Raw genomic sequence first — 18,227 nt, forward strand, 5'->3', positions numbered from 1 at the left:
CAATGAATTTTGCACCACTATGCTTGGCTTTTTGAAGGAAGACGTTCCCAAAAACTGGGGCGGTTTATGCGACGATGTATCAGATAATTTCCGCATCATATCGCCCAAGGGGTTTCGGGTTCTGACGTGAACGGGGTATAACTAAAAATTCCCGTGGATAACCTGTGGATGGTAATGCGCTGCGAAAAAATGCAGCCTCAATAATGGAAGAAAACTAACTATATCTTGTGTTTATTTTGTAAAAAGCTGGCCAGTTTAGTATGATTTTCAGAATCAGGCGGATTCGCAGGAACACGATGTCAAATGCAGGTGTATTTGTTCGATATTCCCTACAGTAACCCATCCGCTGGAGCCAAATTTTCATGAAGACGGTGCTTGCAGCGGCAATCCTTCTTTCCATCGTGCCCTGGGATTTTACGGGCATGACAACGGTTTCTGCCGAAGCCGCAACGGATGTCGTTTGCGTTGACCGGGATAAATTTATTGAGCGCCTGAAACGGACCTACGGCGAACGCCAGGTCTCAAGGGGCATTAATTTCAATGGTGTCATGGTTGAAGTCTTCGCGTCCCGGGAAGGGCATTTCACCATCCTGGCGACCCGGCCCGATGGCGTCAGTTGCCTGATCGCCAGCGGTGATGACTGGCAGGACATACCTCTCTTGAAAGCCGAGATCGGCATTTAATCTTTAACTTTTCCGTAGCCGCCACCACCGGGCGTTTCAATTACGAATACATCACCTATCTCGGCCTCCACTTGGCCGGTTTCCTTCAAAGCAACCTCGCCGCCCTGTGCTCGCTCAAGCCGGTTCACACCGCAAGCGCCAGCTTCGCCGCCAGCCATGCCATAGGGCGGAATACGTCGATGACCCGACAGGATTGCGGCCGTCATCGGTTCAAGGAAACGCAGTCGCCGAATAGTTCCGTCGCCACCCCGGTGGGCACCCTTGCCACCACTGTCCTTGCGAATGGTGAAATCTTCCAACAGCACAGGGAAACGCCATTCCAGTATTTCCGGATCGGTCAGGCGCGAATTTGTCATGTGGGTATGAACCGCGTCGGTGCCATCAAAATCAGGCCCCGCCCCAGCGCCCCCGCAAATGGTTTCGTAATACTGATGGCGGTCGTTGCCGAAAGTCAGGTTATTCATGGTTCCTTGCGCTGCGGCCATAACACCCAACGCCCCGTACAAGGTGTCGACGACGGCCTGACTGGTTTCCACATTACCGGCGACGACGGCCGCAGGATAACTGGGTTTAAGCATACAACCGTCAGGGACGATCAACTCGATGGGTTTCAGACAGCCCTCGTTCATGGGAATGTCATCGTCAACCAGGGTCCGGAAAACATATAGAACGGCGGCCCGGGTGACAGCCAGCGGGGCGTTGAAATTGGTCATCTGCTGGGCTGACGTTCCGCTAAAATCAACGCACGCACTACGGCCTTTATTATCGATGGAAATAGCCACCTTGATTTCAGCGCCGCTATCCATTTCATAAGTAAAGGAGCCGTCTTTCATGACATCAAGAACCCGGCGCACGGATTCTTCGGCATTATCCTGAACATGGCCCATATAGGCCTGGACGACGTCCAAACCAAAGTGCCCGACCATGCGCCCAAGTTCACTGACGCCTTTTTCATTGGCCGCGACCTGGGCCATCAGGTCGGCGATATTCTGATCGGGGTTACGGGCCGGATAAGGACCTGAACCCAAAAGATCACGCATTTCCTGTTCCCGGAAACGGCCTTGATCGACCAAAAGAAAGTTGTCGATAAGGACGCCTTCTTCTTCGACGCTGGTGCTATCGGGTGGCATGGAGCCGGGCGTCACACCACCGATATCGGCATGATGGCCACGCGAGGCGACATAGAACAGGACTTCCTCGCCGTTATCGTCGAACATCGGCGTCACCAAGGTGACATCGGGCAGGTGAGTGCCGCCGTTGTAGGGTGCATTGAGCACACAAACATCCCCGGCCTTCATTTCAGCACCGCGCTCACGGATCACCGTTGCCACACTTTCTCCCATAGAGCCCAGATGAACCGGCATGTGCGGTGCGTTGGCGACGAGGCCGCCACCTTTATCAAAAAGTGCGCACGAAAAATCCAGTCGCTCTTTGATATTGACCGAATAGGCCGTATTGGCCAGAACCGCGCCCATCTGTTCGGCGATTGACATAAACAGGTTGTTGAAAATTTCCAACATCACCGGGTCGGCACCCTCGCCCTCGCCAAGACCGGTGCCGATGGCATGGGCTGATTTGCGCGGCGTAACGCGACGCAGGATCAACTGACCCCGGGCTGCCGTTTCGGCGCTCCAGTCGGGTTCGACAATGGTCGTCCCGGTCTTCTCGATGATGATCGCGGGGCCATTGACCTGACTGCCCACTGACATGCTTTCGCGATCATAAACCGGTGCGGGATGGCTTTCCTGATCACTGACGAAAGCCGTCATTTCCAGTTGTGGCGGTGTGCTGGCTCTGGTTTGCTTATCTTCTGCCGCCTCGCTTGCTGCCGTCTCGGTGCTGCCGATGGCCTCAACGGAGAGGGTTTCAATTACCAGTGCGCGTCCCGGCATGACAAAACCAAAACGCTGCTTGTGAAGGGCTTCAAAGGCGGCGGCCATTTCCGCAGCACCCTGATAATCAACCATCAGGGCGGTGTCGGTGCCATCGTAACGAATATGGGCCTTGCGCACGACGCTTAAGCCATCACGGGCGACGCCCTGGCCTTCAATTTCCCGGACCGCTTCGGCTTCCAGATCGGCGAGAATTTGACTTTGACTGGCAAGACCTTCCTCACTTAGCGGTGTTTCAGCCGAACGCTCGCGCATCGCCCGCATTTCGGCAAGCCCCATGCCATAGGCGGACAGCACCCCGGCCAGCGGATGAACGAACACCGTGCTCATACCAAGGGCGTCAGCAACCAGACAGGCATGCTGACCACCGGCCCCGCCAAAGCAATTCAGGGCGTATTCGGTGATGTCATAACCACGTTGCACCGAAATCTGCTTGATGGCGTTGGCCATATTCTCAATGGCGATCATCAGGAAACCTTCGGCGACCTGTTTGGGTGTTCGCTTGTCGCCAGTCTTTGTTTCAATTTCAGCAGCCAGTGCGGCGAAGGCTTCAATGACGGCGTCCAGGTCGAGCGCTTCGTTGGCCTCCGGGCCAAATACATGGGGGAAAAACTTCGGCTGAATTTTCCCTAACATGACATTGCAGTCGGTAACGGCCAGCGGTCCGCCGCGCCGGTAACTGGCAGGTCCGGGCACCGCACCCGCGCTGTCAGGGCCAACCCGGTAGCGGGCCCCGTCAAAATGCAAAATGGAGCCACCACCGGCGGCAACCGTATGGATGCTCATCATCGGGGCGCGCATCCGAATACCGGCAACCTGTGTTTCAAAAGCGCGCTCATAAGCGCCGTCAAAATGCGAGACATCCGTTGAGGTGCCGCCCATATCGAAACCGATGACCTTGCCAAACCCGGCCTCTGCCGCCGTTCGGACCATGCCGACGACACCGCCTGCGGGGCCTGACAGAATGCTGTCCTTGCCCTGAAACAGCCGGGCGTCGGTCAGGCCACCGTTGGATTGCATGAACATCAGTCGGGTATCGCCCAGATCGGCAGCGACTCTGTCAACATAGCGGCGCAGGATCGGCGACAGATAAGCATCGACGACGGTGGTATCGCCCCTGGAGACAAGCTTGATCAGCGGTGAAACCTGGTGAGAGACGGAAACCTGGCTAAAACCGATTGCGCGAGCCATGGCGGCGACCTTCTTTTCATGATCGGCAAACCGGTAGCCATGCATGAAAACGATGGCGACAGAGCGCAAGCCGTCATCGAAGGCGCGTTGCAGGTCAGCCTTCGCGGACTCCTCATCCAGTGGCATCAGCAGGTCACCGCTGGCACCCGTTCTTTCATCGACTTCGATAACCCGGGTGTAGAGCATTTCAGGAAGCTGAATATGGCGGTCGAACAGGCGCGGCCGGTTCTGATAACCAATCCGCAAGGCGTCCCTGAAGCCTTTTGTAATGACCAGAACCGTCGGCTCGCCCTTACGTTCAAGCAAGGCGTTGGTGGCCACCGTGGTTCCCATCTTGACCGCCTCGATAGCCGTGCCCGGAATCGGATCCCCGGTCTTCAGGCCCAGCAGATTGCGTATTCCCTCAAGCGCCGCGTCAGGATAGCGTTCGGGGTTTTCCGACAACAATTTATGGGAAAGGATCGCGCCCTCAGGCGTCCGCCCGACGACGTCCGTAAACGTGCCACCACGATCAATCCAGAACTGCCAGCGATCCTTCGACATTTAATTGATGCTGCTGACGGCGATGCGCTTGATGATGTAATCGCCGCCCCGGTTGGAGATGGCGATGCCCTGGAAGGGGTCGCTGAAACTGCGATCTGTGCTCGTCAGGACAACTTTACCGTCGATGGAAACGCTCATCATGGCGCTACTGTCGCGGCTCCACAGGATGGTATGGGATTTTTGATCTTCCAGCGGCACCAGGCTTGTCGCCTGTTTGACGACGCTGGAACCGCGCGCGGAAACCCTGTGCAAGGCCAGCGCCCCGCCCGGCGCATAGGACAACCGGTATCCGGAGTTGGTATCTGTGCCCTGAAACGGGCCAATATCAAAACGGCCCTGGGGCTGCCAGGAACTCAGCTCGAACTCGATGGCGAAGGCGTTGGCGATGGCGGCGATGCTGTGAATGGTCGCGACTTGTGGTTTAGCCGCGGCGCTTTGGGTCGGTTCGCTCTTGCTTTTCGTCGCCTGTTTCAGGACAGCCCCGAAGATGGCGATGGCCAAATCCTTGCTGCTGGCCTTCTTTTCCTGTTCCGGGGCTGCCGTTGCTCCGGGCGTGATGGCGCTGCGCAAACCCCAGTCTTTTTCAATCCAGAAACGCCCTTCGCTGACGTTCCACACAGGATTGCTGTTGAAGTCACCATCGCTGAAGTCATCGCTGAGGACCGAAACATTTTGAGGGGCGACATTCTGCGGAACCGCAAAACCACTGGTCAGGGCGCGCAGATCGCGCAGGAAAACCGGATCGGCGGCGCGTGATTTCTCGGCTTCGTCAATAAGGGCGTTGAGCTTATCGACAAGCTCTTTGGTTGTTCCGCCGCCGCCATCGGGATTGGACCACGTCGAATATTTCTGCTCGGCGGCGACCGGCAGACTTAAAAAGACAAAGGCGCTAAAGATAAGGATAAAACGCATGACGTAACCTAAAATGACCCCGGACAGTTGATGTTGGGAAGCCTAACACCTACCTTATTGGCTATGAAAGTCCTTATGTTAATGCTCTCGGTCGTGGTCGCCGCCCTCTCGCTGGTCTGGATAAAAACGTCCTTGGCCCATGGAAGCGGTGGCGACTGGCGCACGGCGAGCCGGGAATCAGCCGGTATTGCGCCTGATCCCGCCGAAACCCGAGAGGCTGTCGTTCAGGTCTACGCCGCCCGCGCCTGGAGCTGGCGCGGCTTTTTCGGCGTCCATACCTGGATTTCCGTCAAGCCCACGGATGCCTCAGCGTTCAATGTTTACGAAGTCATCGGCTGGCGCAGCTACCGGGGTTTGCCGGTGGTCTCAATTTCCAACCGCCCGGCTGATGGTCGCTGGTTCGGGGCGACTCCGCAACTGCTTGCCGATATCCGTGGGGCGGGTGTTGATGATGTCATTGAGCGCATCGACGCGGCGGCAAAAACTTACCCCTATCCCAATCAATACCGGGTTTGGCCAGGTCCCAATTCCAATACCTTTACCGCCTACGTCGCGCGCGCCATCCCTGAACTGAAACTGGACTTGCCGCCAACGGCCATTGGCAAGGATTATCTGACAGAAAGCGGCTTCCTTGCCCCTGCCCCCAGCGGCACCGGTTATCAGTTTTCCCTGTTTGGGCTACTGGGCGTTCTTGCCGGAACCGAGGAAGGGCTGGAAATAAATGTGCTGGGGCTGACCTTCGGCATTGACCCTGCCGACCTGGCCATCAAACTGCCAGCCATCGGCCGCGTTGCGCCTTAACTAAACCCCCAGATGCTGAACATGAATGTCGGGATTGGCCGCAAGTTCATCCGAACTGCCGCTGAAAACGGCCTTGCCCTTAACCAAAATCAGGCACTTGTCAGAGACCGATAAAAGCGCGTCGACGTCCTTATCGACAAGGATTGTGGCGATACCGGTTTCCTTGATACGACGAACCACCGCCCAGATTTCCTTGCGGATAAGCGGTGCCAGGCCCTCTGTCGCTTCGTCAAGCACCAGCAAGTCCGGGTTGGTCATCAGGGCCCGACCGATGGCAAGCATCTGCTGTTCGCCGCCCGAAAGATGATTACCCATATTGCTTAAGCGTTCGGCAAGGCGCGGGAATGTTTCAAGCACCCGCTCCAGAGTCCAGCCGGTGGAGCCGTCACGACCCGGTCTGGCAGTCATCAGCAGGTTTTCCTCGACACTCAGATTGGCGAAAATTTCCCTTCCCTCGGGCACCAGCCCCAATCCCTGACGAGCGATAACATGGGGGGCGCTGCTGGTGACCACGTTGCCAAACACCCGGACTTCACCTTTGCTGGCAGGGGTCAGGCCAAAGATCGAACGGATGGTCGTCGTCTTGCCCATGCCGTTGCGACCCATCAGGCTCAAACATTCGCCGCGGGCGACAGAAAAATCGACGCCGTGCAGAATATGACTGGCCCCGTAATGGGTGTGCAGGTCGCTGACTTCAAGAATCGGGGCGTCGGCTTTCATGGCGCTTCCTCCTCTCCGGTTCCCAGATAGGCATCCTGAACCTGGCTGTTGGCGCGAATTTCCGAAGGGGTACCGGTAGCCAGAACCTTGCCGTTAACCATCACCGTCAGCACATCGGCAACGGCGAACACCGCGTCCATATCGTGCTCAATCAGAATAACCGTATGCTCCTCGGCCAGTCGCTTGATCAACGCCACCACTTGTCGGGATTCATCGGTTCCCATCCCGGCCAGCGGCTCATCAAGTAACAGCAGTTCGGGTTCTGTCGCCAACATCATGCCGATTTCAAGCTGGCGTTGTTCGCCGTAACTCATGGCCGAAGCAACCGTGTCTATACGCTCCGTCAAACCACACAGGTCAAGGGCCCGTTCGGCCCGTGCCCTGACCTCATTGTAAGTCTTGGCGGCCTTAAAAAAGCGCATGGATGTGCTCATCCGCGACTGCGCCCCAAGCCAGCAATTTTGCAGGCAGGTGAAGTCAGGGAAAATATTTGTCTTCTGGTAACTGCGCCCGATGCCCAGTTGGGATATGGCAAAGGCCTTCTTTGGCGTCAGGTCGTGTTCCTTGAAGGTGATGGCGCCGCCCGTTGGCGGCAAATCACCGGACAGCAAGTTGATCAACGTCGTTTTTCCCGCCCCGTTGGGGCCGATGATGGCGTGCACCTTTGCCACCTCAAAATCGATGCTGACATCATCAACGGCGACCAGGCCACCAAAGCTTTTTGTTAAAGCGCGGGTTGAAAGGAGCGGCTGGCTCATGGCGCGTCCCCCTTGCTGCGTCGCAACTGGGCGACCAGGCCGGCGATGCCGTTAGGCAGGAACAGCACCACGGCAATGACGAAAGCGCCCATCAACAACAACCAGTGATCGCTCCACAGTTCCTGGAAGTAATCCTGCAGGAAGCCCATAGCGAAAGCCCCCAGCACCGGCCCGTACAGGGTTCCCATACCACCCAGGATGACGATCATCATGGCAATCCCTGATTCATGCCAACCCAGATGGGCCGGGCTCATGATGCCGCCGTGACTGGCCTCAAGAAACCCCGCGAAACCGGCAAGCGTTCCGGCAATGACAAAGCTGACCAATTTGTATTTGCGGGTGTTGAAGCCAAGCGCCAGGGTTCGCGCCTCGTTCGCCTGAATGCCCCTGATCACCTGGCCAAATGGCGCCTTGAGGATATTGGACAACAACAGATAGGAAATGACCAGACTGACCAGAACAAAATAATAAAACGTATTGTGATTGCTTAAGTCGAGAAGCTGGAAATCGCCAATGGCGACGCTCGGCTTGAAGAAGATAAAGATTCCGTCCGATCCGCCCAGGTCCTGATTTTCATTGAAGTAGTAGTAGAACATCTGGGCGAAAGCGAGGGTGATCATAATGAAATAAATGCCCGATGTCCTGACCGAAAACCAACCGATAACCAGCGCCGCAAGGGCCGTGCCCGCAAGGCAGAACGGCAAGGCGATCCAGATGCTGACCGGGCCGTATTCAGGGGTGAGGATAGCCAGCAGATAACCCGACAGTCCGAAAAAGGCGGCATGGCCGAAGCTGACAAGTCCGGTAAAGCCGATCAACAGATCCAGGCTCATGGCGAAGATACCCATGATCATCAGGCGGATGACCAGACCCTGATAGAATTCCTCGCCAATCAGCGGAAAAGCCGCAAGGGCGGCCAGTGCCATAAGCAGGAAAATCAGTAAGGGGCGCGAGTGGGTCATCTCAGGTGGCTCTGCCAAAAAGGCCCTGTGGCCGCCACAACAAAACCAGCGCCATCAGGGCGTAAATCACCATGGATGAAAATTCCGGCACCAGTACCTTACCAAAGGTATCGGCCAGGCCGACCAGCATGGCCCCGACGAAGGCACCCTTTACCGAACCAATGCCGCCAATGACGATAACAACGAATGAAATAATGAGAATGTAATTTCCCATGCCCGGATAAACCGAGCTGAGCGGCGCGTCGATCATGCCCGAAAATCCGGCCAGCGCCGCACCCAGACTGAACACAACGGCGAAAACACGACTGATGTTGATTCCCAGCGCCTGCGCCATTTCCCGATTGCTGGCCCCGGCCCTGATCATCATGCCCAGCTTGGTCTTGCCGATAACCACATACATACCGGCGGCGACAACCATACAAACCAACGAAACAAACAGCCTGTAGACCGGGTATTCCTGATTGCCCATGGGAATGGAACCGGACAGGACTTCCGGGATCGGCACGCTGTAGAAATCACTTCCCCACAGGATTTTCTGCATTTCATTGAGGATCAAAATCAGGCCGTAAGTCATCAACACCTGATAAAGGTGATCACGTTTGTAGAGGACGGAAATCGCCAGCCGTTCGATTGCGTATCCGAAAACAAACATGATCGGGATTCCGGCCATAATGGCGATCAACAACGAGTCCGTAATGCCGAACAGCCAGAAACAGATGTAGGCGCCGATCATATAAAACGCGCCGTGGGCAAGATTGATAATGCCCATGATGCCAAAAATCAGAGTCAGGCCACTGGCGACGAGAAAAAGGGTAAATCCGTACTGGACCCCGTTTAAAACCTGAATAAGAAAAGTGACAAAATCCATCGTATCAGCGTGTTCAGTTTATTAAGAAAAAAAGAACCCCGGGCCCAGTCATAACAGACCGCGCACCGGGGTTCGCCTGTTTTTTCAGGCAAGGTCCTTAGGTCATTTTGCAACCAGCTGCAGGATCTTCCAGAGCTTCAGCGGCAATGCCGAGAAGTTTCTGCTGACCATCAGCAACCTGACGCAGATAGATGTTCTGGATCGGGTTATGAGCCTTCGACATGGCCCACGGACCACGCGGACTGTCAGGCACCTTCGATGTTTCCATCACACTAATGACATCGGCTGTTGCTTCGACGTCGCCACCAACAGCGGCAGCAGCCTGCAACAGAAGCGATCCGGTGTCATAACCCTGAACCGAGAACACGTTCGGGCCGGAGCCGAAAGCGGCTTCGTAATCGGCACGGAACTTGTGATTTTCCCGGTTGTCCAGGTTTGAGGCATAGTGAAGGGTGGTCTTGATACCATCCGCTGCGGAACCGGCGGCTTTTTCCACGCCTTCGGTCAGGAAGCCCGGACCATAGAGCGGAATTTTGTCTTTAAGCCCTGCTGCTTCGTAGTCTTTCAGGAACTTGGTAGCGCCACCGCCAGAGAAGAAGGCAAACACGCAATCAGGCTTCAGGGCGGCGATTTCAGACAAATGGGCCTGGAATTCAACGTTCGGGAACGGCAGCAGAATATCCTTTACGGATTTGCCGCCCGTTGTCGCAAAACCGTCACGACCGGCAGCCATCATCTGGATACCGGCGCCGTATTTCCATGAAATGGTGACGCAGGTCTTATGACCTTCCTTGCCCATCAACACGCCGCCCGGATAGGCCGGCTGCCAGTTGGAGAACGAGGTGCGGAAGATGTTGGGCGCGCAAAGCGGGCCGGTCACGGCGTTGGAACCGGCATTGGGCACGATCATGATCGGTGTTTTGCGTTGACCCATAATTTTAGCCATGGCCGCGGCAATACCCGAATGAACGGGGCCGACCAGGAAATCCACTTTTTCCTTCAGGATCAGCTTGTTGGTGTTTTGTGGTGCTTTGGGAACCGACATTTCGCTATCGACGGCAACATAGTCAATGGGACGTCCGCCCATTCTGCCACCCGCCTGCTCGATACGCATTTTCATGGCGTTGGTGATCGAATTACCAAGCATCGCGTATGTACCCGAATAGGGAAGCAGAATACCAATCTTGATCGGGGCCGTCGCACCAATGGCAAAACGGCTTGGAATAAAGCTGCTCGCCGCTACCAGACCGGTTGTCGCCGCTGCGCCGGCAATAAAATTGCGCCTTGATTTGTTATTTTTACTCATCGTTTTAGTCTCCCTTTTTTATTCTCCCAGTGGGTTTACGGTAACTTTTATTGTCTTTTCAGAACCCCACGACATGAACCTGGGTAAAATCCTATGCGAAGCGGGGGTTGCTGTCACCTTTTCCGACGAATTATCGCCAAAAACCTTCCTTATCAATTTCGTGAAGCGCCGCCATTTCTTCAGCGCTGGGCGGCGGTGTTTCGATCATTTTCGGCGAAACTTTCAAATCCCAGCCGGTTTTTTCCTGAACTTCCTCGACGCTGTGGCCCTGGTGGAGCGAGGCCAAATGCATCTCGTTATCCGGTCCGTAGGGCCTGAGAATGGCTAAATCCGTAATGATTGCCGATGGACCGCCCTGAAGACCTGCGCGGTCTCTACTGTCGCCGCCATCCAAATAACCCGGCGAGGTCACGTAATCGACCTTTTCGACCAGGCGGCGTTCTTCATGGTTGATAATAACCAGTAATCGCTTCGACATGGCTGCAATATCCGCTGCACCGCCAGAGCCCGGTAATTTGATCTTTGGATTGTTATAATCACCGATGTAGGACGTGTTCACATTGCCGAAGCGATCAACTTCCGCCCCGCCAATAAACCCGGCGTCGACCCGGCCACGCGTAAGCTGGCTCATCACCGGGATCAAGCCGGTGGTCCAGGCGGCGTTCAACTGGTTGGGCGGATCACCCATGGTATAGAGCATATCGGTAGCAGGGGCGTAGCGGGCAACGCCGCACTCAAACAGGCCGACGGCGTCCGGCGCATGGGTCAACCGCGCGACTCCGTAAGCGGTGATCGGCAGGCGCATACCGACAAAAACCAGCTCACCATCCTGAATTTCGCGGGCTGAAGCGATAATCATCAGTTCCTGAATGGAATAATCAGTCATTCCTTACCCCGCCGCGTAGTTTGTTGGAGCGGCCAGGTTTGAACCGGTGATGCGCAGGTCTTCCAGTTGGGAGCCCAGTTTTTGACAGTACGCGGCGTGATCTTCAACCCCGAAAATCCATTCCTGCAGCCACTTATCGAAGCCTTCAACAGTTCGGCTTTCGGCGTGATAGTCGCCAAAAAACGTATTATCGCGCTTCCAGCAACCGGTTTGCGGTGACGGATGGGAAGCGGCAGGCACATGGCACACGGCGCTAACCAGATAACCCGGCACCAGAACCCTGCTGGGGTCAGAAGCAATGACGGCGGGTTCGACAATTTCATTGGCCAGCACGATGACGTTTTCGGCAGCCAGGGCGGCTTCCTGAACGACCCCCCGGCTTCCCCAATGATGGTTATTGCCAAACACATCGGCGCGCTGAACCACGATAATGGCAACATCGGGCACCAACGGCGGCACCAGAATGATCGGTTCCTTGTCCTCAGAAAACGGGTTCTCAGTGATCATCATATCTGGATTTGATTTGCTGATGTCGGATCCCAAAATCGAACGCATGGGTGCGTAGGGCATACCGTAAGCCCCGGCCATCAAGGCCATGGCGATGGAAAAGTTTGAATGATCGTGCAGTTTGACCGTCGCTGTGTCGCTGGCCTCGAAGGCCCGTCGATAGTTATGACCCAGGCCACCCGAAACATTGCCGACCCAGGCTCCGGTCACCTCGTTACAGCATCCCGCACCGATCAGCATGTCCGTAGAAGCGTCTGAAATCGGTGCGATGACGTTTAAGCCCTTGATCCCCTGACGGATAATCTCGTGGGTTGCGGCAAACGGCACATCAGGTTCCAAAACCGCGCCCAGAACCACCGAACTGTCCGCGACAACAAAGCGGGCGATGGCATCTTTCAGGGGAAGGATTTTTTCCTTCATGAACGCAACTTGAAGCGCTGAATTTTGCCGGTCGCCGTTTTCGGCAGGTCTTCAACAAAATTAAACCAGCGCGGATATTTATATTTGGCAAGCCCCTCTTTGCAGTGTGCCAGTAATTCGGCGGACAAGGCGTCACCGGCGTCACCGGCGTCGTTGAGCACAACAAAGGCTTCCGGCTTGATCAGATTATCCGCATCAGCGCGACCGACCACGGCACTTTCCAGAACCTTGGGATGTTCGATCAATTTGGCCTCGATCTCGAAGGGCGAACACCAGATGCCACCGACTTTCAGCATGTCATCATTGCGACCGCAGTAGTGATAGTAGCCGTCTTCATCAAGAATGTACGTGTCACCCGTATCAAGCCATCCATCGACCATGGTCTCAGCGGATTTTTCCGGGTTGTTCCAGTAGTACTTGGCTGTCGAGCCACCGCGAATGATCAAACGGCCACTGTCGCCAACCGGTACATCTTCCCGGTTCTCATCAATAATTCTGGCCTCATAGCCGGGCACGACCCGGCCACTGGTTCCCGGATTGTAATCATCAAGAATGTTTGAGATAAAAATATGCAAAATCTCGGTCGAACCGATACCATCAAGAATGACAGTGCCGGTTTTTTCCTGCCAGCGGCGGAAAATATCGGCGGGCAAAGCCTCCCCGGCCGAGACACAGGCCCTGAGCGAGGACAAGTCCCTATCCTCTGTTTCAAGCGCCCTTAATTGCGCCGCGTACAAAGTCGGGACGCCATAATAAACCGTCGGTTTGAATTTTTCGATGACGTCGAAGGTACTGTCAGGTGTTGGCGGACCAGGTAGCAGAACCGTCGACGCGCCAAGCCACAGCGGGAATGTCATGCCATTGCCGAGACCGTAAGCAAAGAACAGTTTGGCCGCCGAGAAGCAAACATCATCTTCTTTCAGGCCCAGCATATTGGCGGCGTAGTGCTCGCTGGTTTCAACCATGTCCCTGTGCGCATGGACAGCCCCCTTGGGGGTGCCGGTGGTGCCTGATGAATAGAGCCAGAAACAATCATCATCAGCGCTGGCCGGTGCCGCCTCCAAAGCGTCCGAAGCATCCGCCATCAGTTCGGTTAATGCGTCCGTCAAAAAAGCCTGACCCGGCTTGCGCGATGCATTTTCCAGCGCCGGTTCGACCTCAGCGGCAAATTCCGGCGAATAGAGGAGCCCAACGCAACCGGAATCCTCGATCATGAACTGATAGTCCTTGGCCTTAAGCAGGGTGTTAATGGGAACCGGAACAATCCCTGCCTTAATAGCGCCCCAAAACCCGTAGAAGAATTCCGGGCAGTCCTTGACCATCATCAGCATCCGCTCACCCTTGCCAAGGCCAAGTCCCAACAAGGCGTTGCCGGCCCGATTGACGTTTTCGGCCAGGGCCGCGTAGGTGACCGTGTCACCTGCGGCGCTGCGGATCATAATTTTATCGGCGCGGCCTTCTTCAAGATGCCGGTCGATAAAGGACGGCGCCACATTGAACGTCGGCGCATACGTTATCGTCGCCGGTGTCGTTGATTTATCTATGGAGACTGTATGATCACGCATGTTGATGCTCCTTAGTTAAAGCGGACGTATTCGAAATCTCCCGGTTGACCGTTGATGCCCTTGGCAGGCGGGGCGATCCAGGGAGCGTACTTGCCGGGCTCGGTGACGGCCTTCATCAAGGATGTAACGTATTCCCGATCAGCATCGGTTGGCAGCCACTGATCGTGCTGGTGGTCCCAATCGGCTTCGGTAATGATGCGCCCGTCCGGCGTCGCCTTGACCGTGGCAAACGACCCAATGCCGCGATGGAAAGCGCGGCTGGGCAGGGTAATTTTAAAATCGATACCGGCCCCGGCAATAATCTTGTTCCACTTGTCAACACCGCGCTGGCAGTCATGGATATAATCATCGCGCAAACGCTCGTTGACCGCCGTCAGGGCGTTTTGATCTGTGAAAATGATCCCCTCGCCCCTGACTTCGGCAACCTGATAAGGATTGTCACCCAGCAAATGGTCGTCGTCGATCTTGGTTTCCTGGTAACGACCCTTAAGGCCCATGGTGTAGTAGTTGGCGGCGTTGGTGGAAATTTCCTGCCCGAACAGATCGACCGATACGCTGAAATGGAAATTGACGTATTTCTGAATCGTCTCAAGGTCGATGCCGCCATGTTTCCTGACGTCGTCGGTCTTGTTTTCGGTCATTAACTGGCAGGCCCGGGCGATAACCCGGCCGACGCCGGTTTCGCCGACAAACATATGATGGGCTTCTTCGGTCAACATAAAACGACAGGTTCTTGATAGGGGGTCAAAACCGGATTCCGCCAATGAGGCGAGTTGATACTTGCCGTCCCGGTCGGTGAAGTAGGTGAACATGAAGAACGACAGCCAATCGGGCGTCTTCTCGTTAAAGGCTTCAAGAATGCGCGGTTTGTCGGGATCACCGGAATGACGCTCCAACATGGCTTCCGCTTCCTCGCGACCATCGCGGCCAAAGTGGGCGTGCAGCAGGTAAACCATGGCCCACAGGTGACGGCCTTCTTCGACGTTGACCTGAAACAGGTTGCGCAGGTCATAAAGAGACGGACAGGTCAGGCCCAGATAGCGTTGCTGTTCGACCGAGGCCGGTTCCGTATCACCTTGCGTGACAATCAGGCGGCGCAGTTCAGAACGGTATTCGCCGGGAATTTCCTGCCAGGCCGCCTCCCCCTTGTGAGCGCCAAAGTTGATCAGGCGGCCTTCCTCAGGCGGCGCAAGGAAGATACCCCAACGGTATTCAGGCATTTTGACATGCCCGTAATTGGCCCAGCCGCCGGGCTCCACACTGATCGCCGTGCGCAGGAAGACATCCATGTTCTGGCTTCCCTCAGGACCCAATTCGGCCCACCACTGCTGGTAACCCGGTTGCCATTTCTCCAACGCCCGTTGCAGGCGGCGGTCATCATTCAGGTTGACGTTGTTCGGGATCTTTTCCTGATAATCAATACTCATCAATTTACTCTTTCAGCCTTGCTATACGCGCTTGTTGTCGTAGGACGCCTTCAACCCGGTTCCAAAACGCTTCAACGCGCCTTCTTCTCCTACCGCGTTTGGACGTTGGAATATCCAGTTCTGCCAGGCGCTCAAACGCCCAAAAATTTTCGTCTCAAGGGTTTCAGGACCGGCAAAACGCAGGCTTGCCTCCATACCGGTCAGGCAGTCAGGCGAGAAACTGGCCCGCTCTTCAATGGCGATGCGGACCTCGTCCTGCCAGTCGATATCGTCGGGGATAAACGTCACCAGACCTATCTCGTCAGCCGCCTCGGCGTCCAGATCGTTACCGCTTTCTGCACGCGCTGCGGCTAGCGCTTCCGCCTCGCCAAGGAAGCGGGTTTCAAGGCGGGTCAGGCCGTTGCACATGGGAAGGGGACCAAAGTTCATCGATCCCGGACGCACCGTTGCGGGTGCCCGGTTGTCGCCTTCAAAAACACCATCGAGCATAAAACTGCGATCGGCGACCAACAACAATTCCAGCAGGGTTCCGCTAAAGCAGCTTCCCGGCTCAACCAGTGAAATAAGACTGCGCGAAGTCACGTCAATGCGTTTGAACACCCGCTTCATATACAGCGTGATTTCACGAACCAGCCAGTCGTCTGCATGATCCAGAAGCGCCTTGTCGGCGGCATCAACCAGATCGGCCTCGCCACTGGTGGTGAAAACCCAGGTGCCGATTTCGGCCTCGTTGGTGCGCAAGTGCAGGATCGCGTCATCGAGTTCACGGGCCAACGCCAGTGGCCAGAATTCAACACCTTGAGCGTGAATGCCTTGCAGGTCCGAAGGGGGCGCAACCGGTGGCGCCGACACATTGATCATGGCAACCTGATCGTCCCGAATAATTTGAATGCTGACATTGTCATAGGTGATGGCGTCTGCATCGATCTTGCGGTTCGGGGCTGTCAGTTCAATGCCCTTGGCGTCTTCGGGACGATCCGATTTTTCAGCAAATTCCAGGGCCCGCTTGCGGGTCGTTTCCTCAAGGCTTGAGCGCGGGACGATTTCATCGACCAGCTTCCACTGAACCGAGCGCTTGCCCTTGATGCCTTCGGTCAGGGTGCAGAAGAAATCCGCATGATCCCGGCGCACCATGCGTTTATCGACAACCCGGGTCAGGCCGCCGGTTCCCGGCAACACCGCCAGCAACGGGACCTCGGGCAGGGAAACCGCGCTTGAACCGTCATCAATGAGAATAATATGATCCGCCGCCAGCGCCAGCTCGTAGCCGCCACCCGCCGCCGTCCCATTAATGGAGCAGATATAGCTTTGAGCGGAATTTTCCGTCGCGTCTTCGATGCCGTTGCGGGTTTCATTGGTAAATTTGCAAAAGTTGACTTTTTCGGCGTGGCTGGAGCTGCCTAGCATGGTGATATTGGCACCGGAGCAAAAAACCCGGTCCTTTGCCGACGTGATCACAACACAGCGCACTTCCGGGTGCTCAAACCGCAAACGCTGAACAGCGTCATACAGTTCAATGTCGACGCCCAGATCGTAAGAATTGAGTTTCAGTTTATAATCGGGTTTAAGGCCACAGTCTTCATCCACATCCATGGTAAGGGTCGCCACGGGGCCGTCGAAAGACAATTTCCAGTGCTTGTACATATCGGGATGGGTGGTGAAATCGATCATTGTCGTTTATGGCTCTTTCTGCAGTGATATTTTTGGAATAAAGCCGTAAGGCTCAAATAGGTACCAAATTTCCTATTTACATTTTGATTTAGCCCCTCCATCCTGTCAAGGACGTTTAGAGCGTGGTCGGAGGAGAAAAATGTCCACAGAGGCAGACCAAAATAATACCGCAGCTCACTATAGTATTCGCGGTGCCCGGGCGGCAGATATTGATGCGGTTACCGGCATCGACGCCAGCATCACAAATTTGAGCAAACCCGACTACTGGGCCGACATGTTTGCCCGCTATGGAGACCGCGAAAACCGGTTTTTCCTGATCGCCGAAGATGAAAACGCGAACCTCATCGGCTTTATTATCGGCGAGGTTCGGACCTGGGAATTCGGCTCCCAACCCAGTGGCTGGGTCTTCGCCATTGGGGTTGATCCGGCGACCCGCCTTAATAAAGTCGGCACCACCCTTTTCGGGGCAATCTGTGACTGCCTAACCAAGGCCGGTGTTGATACGGTCCGCACCATGTTGGCCCGTGACGATGAACTGAACATGACATTTTTCAGGTCCCAAGGCATGATGGGCGGGCCGTTCATCCAGTTGGAAATGCCGCTCGGCGATGGCGGGGGGACTTAAAGCCAATGCGATTGCAAAAAGCAACCCAATGCGCCCTGTTCGCTGTGCTTGAGCTGGCAAAAGATCCCGGGCATCAGATTTCCGCAGCCGACATTGCCGACAAATTCGGCATATCGGCCAACCATCTGGCCAAGGTGATGCGGGATCTTGCCCGGGCGCGTCTGGTAGAGTCCATGCGCGGCGCCGGGGGCGGCTACCGCTTCAGCGGCAACGCCAAGCGGGTCACCCTTTATGACATCGTCAACCTGTTTGAAGATATCGATACCCATGATGCAGGGTTCCCGCAAACCGGCGAGGAAGCCGACATCGGCCTCGCCCTGAACAGGGTGATGACAGAAATCGAGGAAATCGCCGTTTCCACCCTGAAATCGATCACCCTGACGACCCTGTTGAAGCAAATGGAACGGCCGTCCCTATAAGATTGACATACCTGACAGTTCTATTCTGTCGGCTGCTTCCGGGTTAGTATCTTTTCTTCGCAGAAAAAGAT

16 protein-coding genes are annotated in these 18,227 nt (G+C 55.6%); 4 read left to right on the forward strand and 12 right to left on the reverse strand.

Annotated elements, in window-relative coordinates:
• Nucleotides 1–362 precede the first annotated feature (362 nt).
• The gene (locus tag HOL66_06255; GenBank protein MBT5243826.1) at nt 363–683 is read left to right on the forward strand and encodes a hypothetical protein; all 321 of its coding nucleotides are present in this window, start codon (nt 363–365) and stop codon (nt 681–683) included.
• Here HOL66_06255 and HOL66_06260 read toward each other — a convergent pair.
• Complete coding sequence (locus HOL66_06260) at nt 680–4,309, reverse strand: 5-oxoprolinase (GenBank protein ID MBT5243827.1); 3,630 nt, start codon at nt 4,307–4,309, stop codon at nt 680–682. The genes HOL66_06255 and HOL66_06260 overlap by 4 nt on opposite strands.
• Complete coding sequence (locus HOL66_06265; GenBank protein ID MBT5243828.1) at nt 4,310–5,221, reverse strand: hypothetical protein; 912 nt, start codon at nt 5,219–5,221, stop codon at nt 4,310–4,312.
• Between the two features lie 63 nt (nt 5,222–5,284).
• Between HOL66_06265 and HOL66_06270 the strand changes: the two genes are divergently transcribed.
• Nucleotides 5,285–6,022, forward strand: coding sequence for a DUF3750 domain-containing protein (locus HOL66_06270; GenBank protein MBT5243829.1), 738 nt, complete (start codon nt 5,285–5,287; stop codon nt 6,020–6,022).
• Here HOL66_06270 and HOL66_06275 read toward each other — a convergent pair whose 3' ends face one another.
• The 10 genes from HOL66_06275 to HOL66_06320 form a co-directional block, all read right to left on the reverse strand.
• Nucleotides 6,023–6,742 carry an ABC transporter ATP-binding protein gene (locus tag HOL66_06275; GenBank protein ID MBT5243830.1) on the reverse strand — a complete coding sequence of 240 codons (720 nt, stop codon included), beginning with the start codon at nt 6,740–6,742 and terminating at the stop codon, nt 6,023–6,025.
• Nucleotides 6,739–7,500, reverse strand: coding sequence for an ABC transporter ATP-binding protein (locus HOL66_06280; protein MBT5243831.1), 762 nt, complete (start codon nt 7,498–7,500; stop codon nt 6,739–6,741). The genes HOL66_06275 and HOL66_06280 overlap by 4 nt, the downstream gene beginning before the upstream one ends.
• Nucleotides 7,497–8,462: a branched-chain amino acid ABC transporter permease gene (locus tag HOL66_06285; protein MBT5243832.1), complete on the reverse strand. Its 966-nt coding sequence runs from the start codon at nt 8,460–8,462 to the stop codon at nt 7,497–7,499. Before HOL66_06285 ends, HOL66_06280 begins: the two co-directional genes overlap by 4 nt.
• A gap of 1 nt (nt 8,463) precedes the next feature.
• Nucleotides 8,464–9,330: a branched-chain amino acid ABC transporter permease gene (locus HOL66_06290; protein ID MBT5243833.1), complete on the reverse strand. Its 867-nt coding sequence runs from the start codon at nt 9,328–9,330 to the stop codon at nt 8,464–8,466.
• 97 nt (nt 9,331–9,427) lie between these two features.
• Entirely contained in the window at nt 9,428–10,636 is a 1,209-nt protein-coding gene (locus tag HOL66_06295; protein MBT5243834.1) for an ABC transporter substrate-binding protein, read from the reverse strand.
• A 130-nt stretch (nt 10,637–10,766) separates the two neighbouring features.
• The gene (locus tag HOL66_06300) at nt 10,767–11,522 is read right to left on the reverse strand and encodes a CoA-transferase (GenBank protein ID MBT5243835.1); all 756 of its coding nucleotides are present in this window, start codon (nt 11,520–11,522) and stop codon (nt 10,767–10,769) included.
• 3 nt (nt 11,523–11,525) lie between these two features.
• Entirely contained in the window at nt 11,526–12,449 is a 924-nt protein-coding gene (locus HOL66_06305) for a CoA transferase subunit A (protein ID MBT5243836.1), read from the reverse strand.
• A complete protein-coding gene (locus HOL66_06310) occupies nt 12,446–14,014 on the reverse strand; it encodes a benzoate-CoA ligase family protein (GenBank protein MBT5243837.1) in 1,569 nt (522 codons plus the stop codon). The genes HOL66_06305 and HOL66_06310 overlap by 4 nt, the downstream gene beginning before the upstream one ends.
• An 11-nt stretch (nt 14,015–14,025) precedes the next feature.
• The gene (gene boxB, locus HOL66_06315) at nt 14,026–15,444 is read right to left on the reverse strand and encodes a benzoyl-CoA 2,3-epoxidase subunit BoxB (GenBank protein ID MBT5243838.1); all 1,419 of its coding nucleotides are present in this window, start codon (nt 15,442–15,444) and stop codon (nt 14,026–14,028) included.
• Nucleotides 15,445–15,462: 18 nt separating this feature from the next.
• Nucleotides 15,463–17,112: a benzoyl-CoA-dihydrodiol lyase gene (locus HOL66_06320; GenBank protein ID MBT5243839.1), complete on the reverse strand. Its 1,650-nt coding sequence runs from the start codon at nt 17,110–17,112 to the stop codon at nt 15,463–15,465.
• A gap of 139 nt (nt 17,113–17,251) precedes the next feature.
• Here HOL66_06320 and HOL66_06325 point away from each other — a divergent pair, with 139 nt between their 5' ends.
• Both HOL66_06325 and HOL66_06330 read left to right on the forward strand, forming a co-directional pair.
• Complete coding sequence (locus HOL66_06325) at nt 17,252–17,737, forward strand: GNAT family N-acetyltransferase (GenBank protein ID MBT5243840.1); 486 nt, start codon at nt 17,252–17,254, stop codon at nt 17,735–17,737.
• Between the two features lie 5 nt (nt 17,738–17,742).
• Nucleotides 17,743–18,156: an Rrf2 family transcriptional regulator gene (locus HOL66_06330; GenBank protein ID MBT5243841.1), complete on the forward strand. Its 414-nt coding sequence runs from the start codon at nt 17,743–17,745 to the stop codon at nt 18,154–18,156.
• Nucleotides 18,157–18,227 lie beyond the last annotated feature (71 nt).

Source organism: Rhodospirillaceae bacterium (assembly GCA_018662005.1).
In the GTDB taxonomy this organism is placed as follows: Bacteria; Pseudomonadota; Alphaproteobacteria; order Rhodospirillales; family JABHCV01; genus JACNJU01.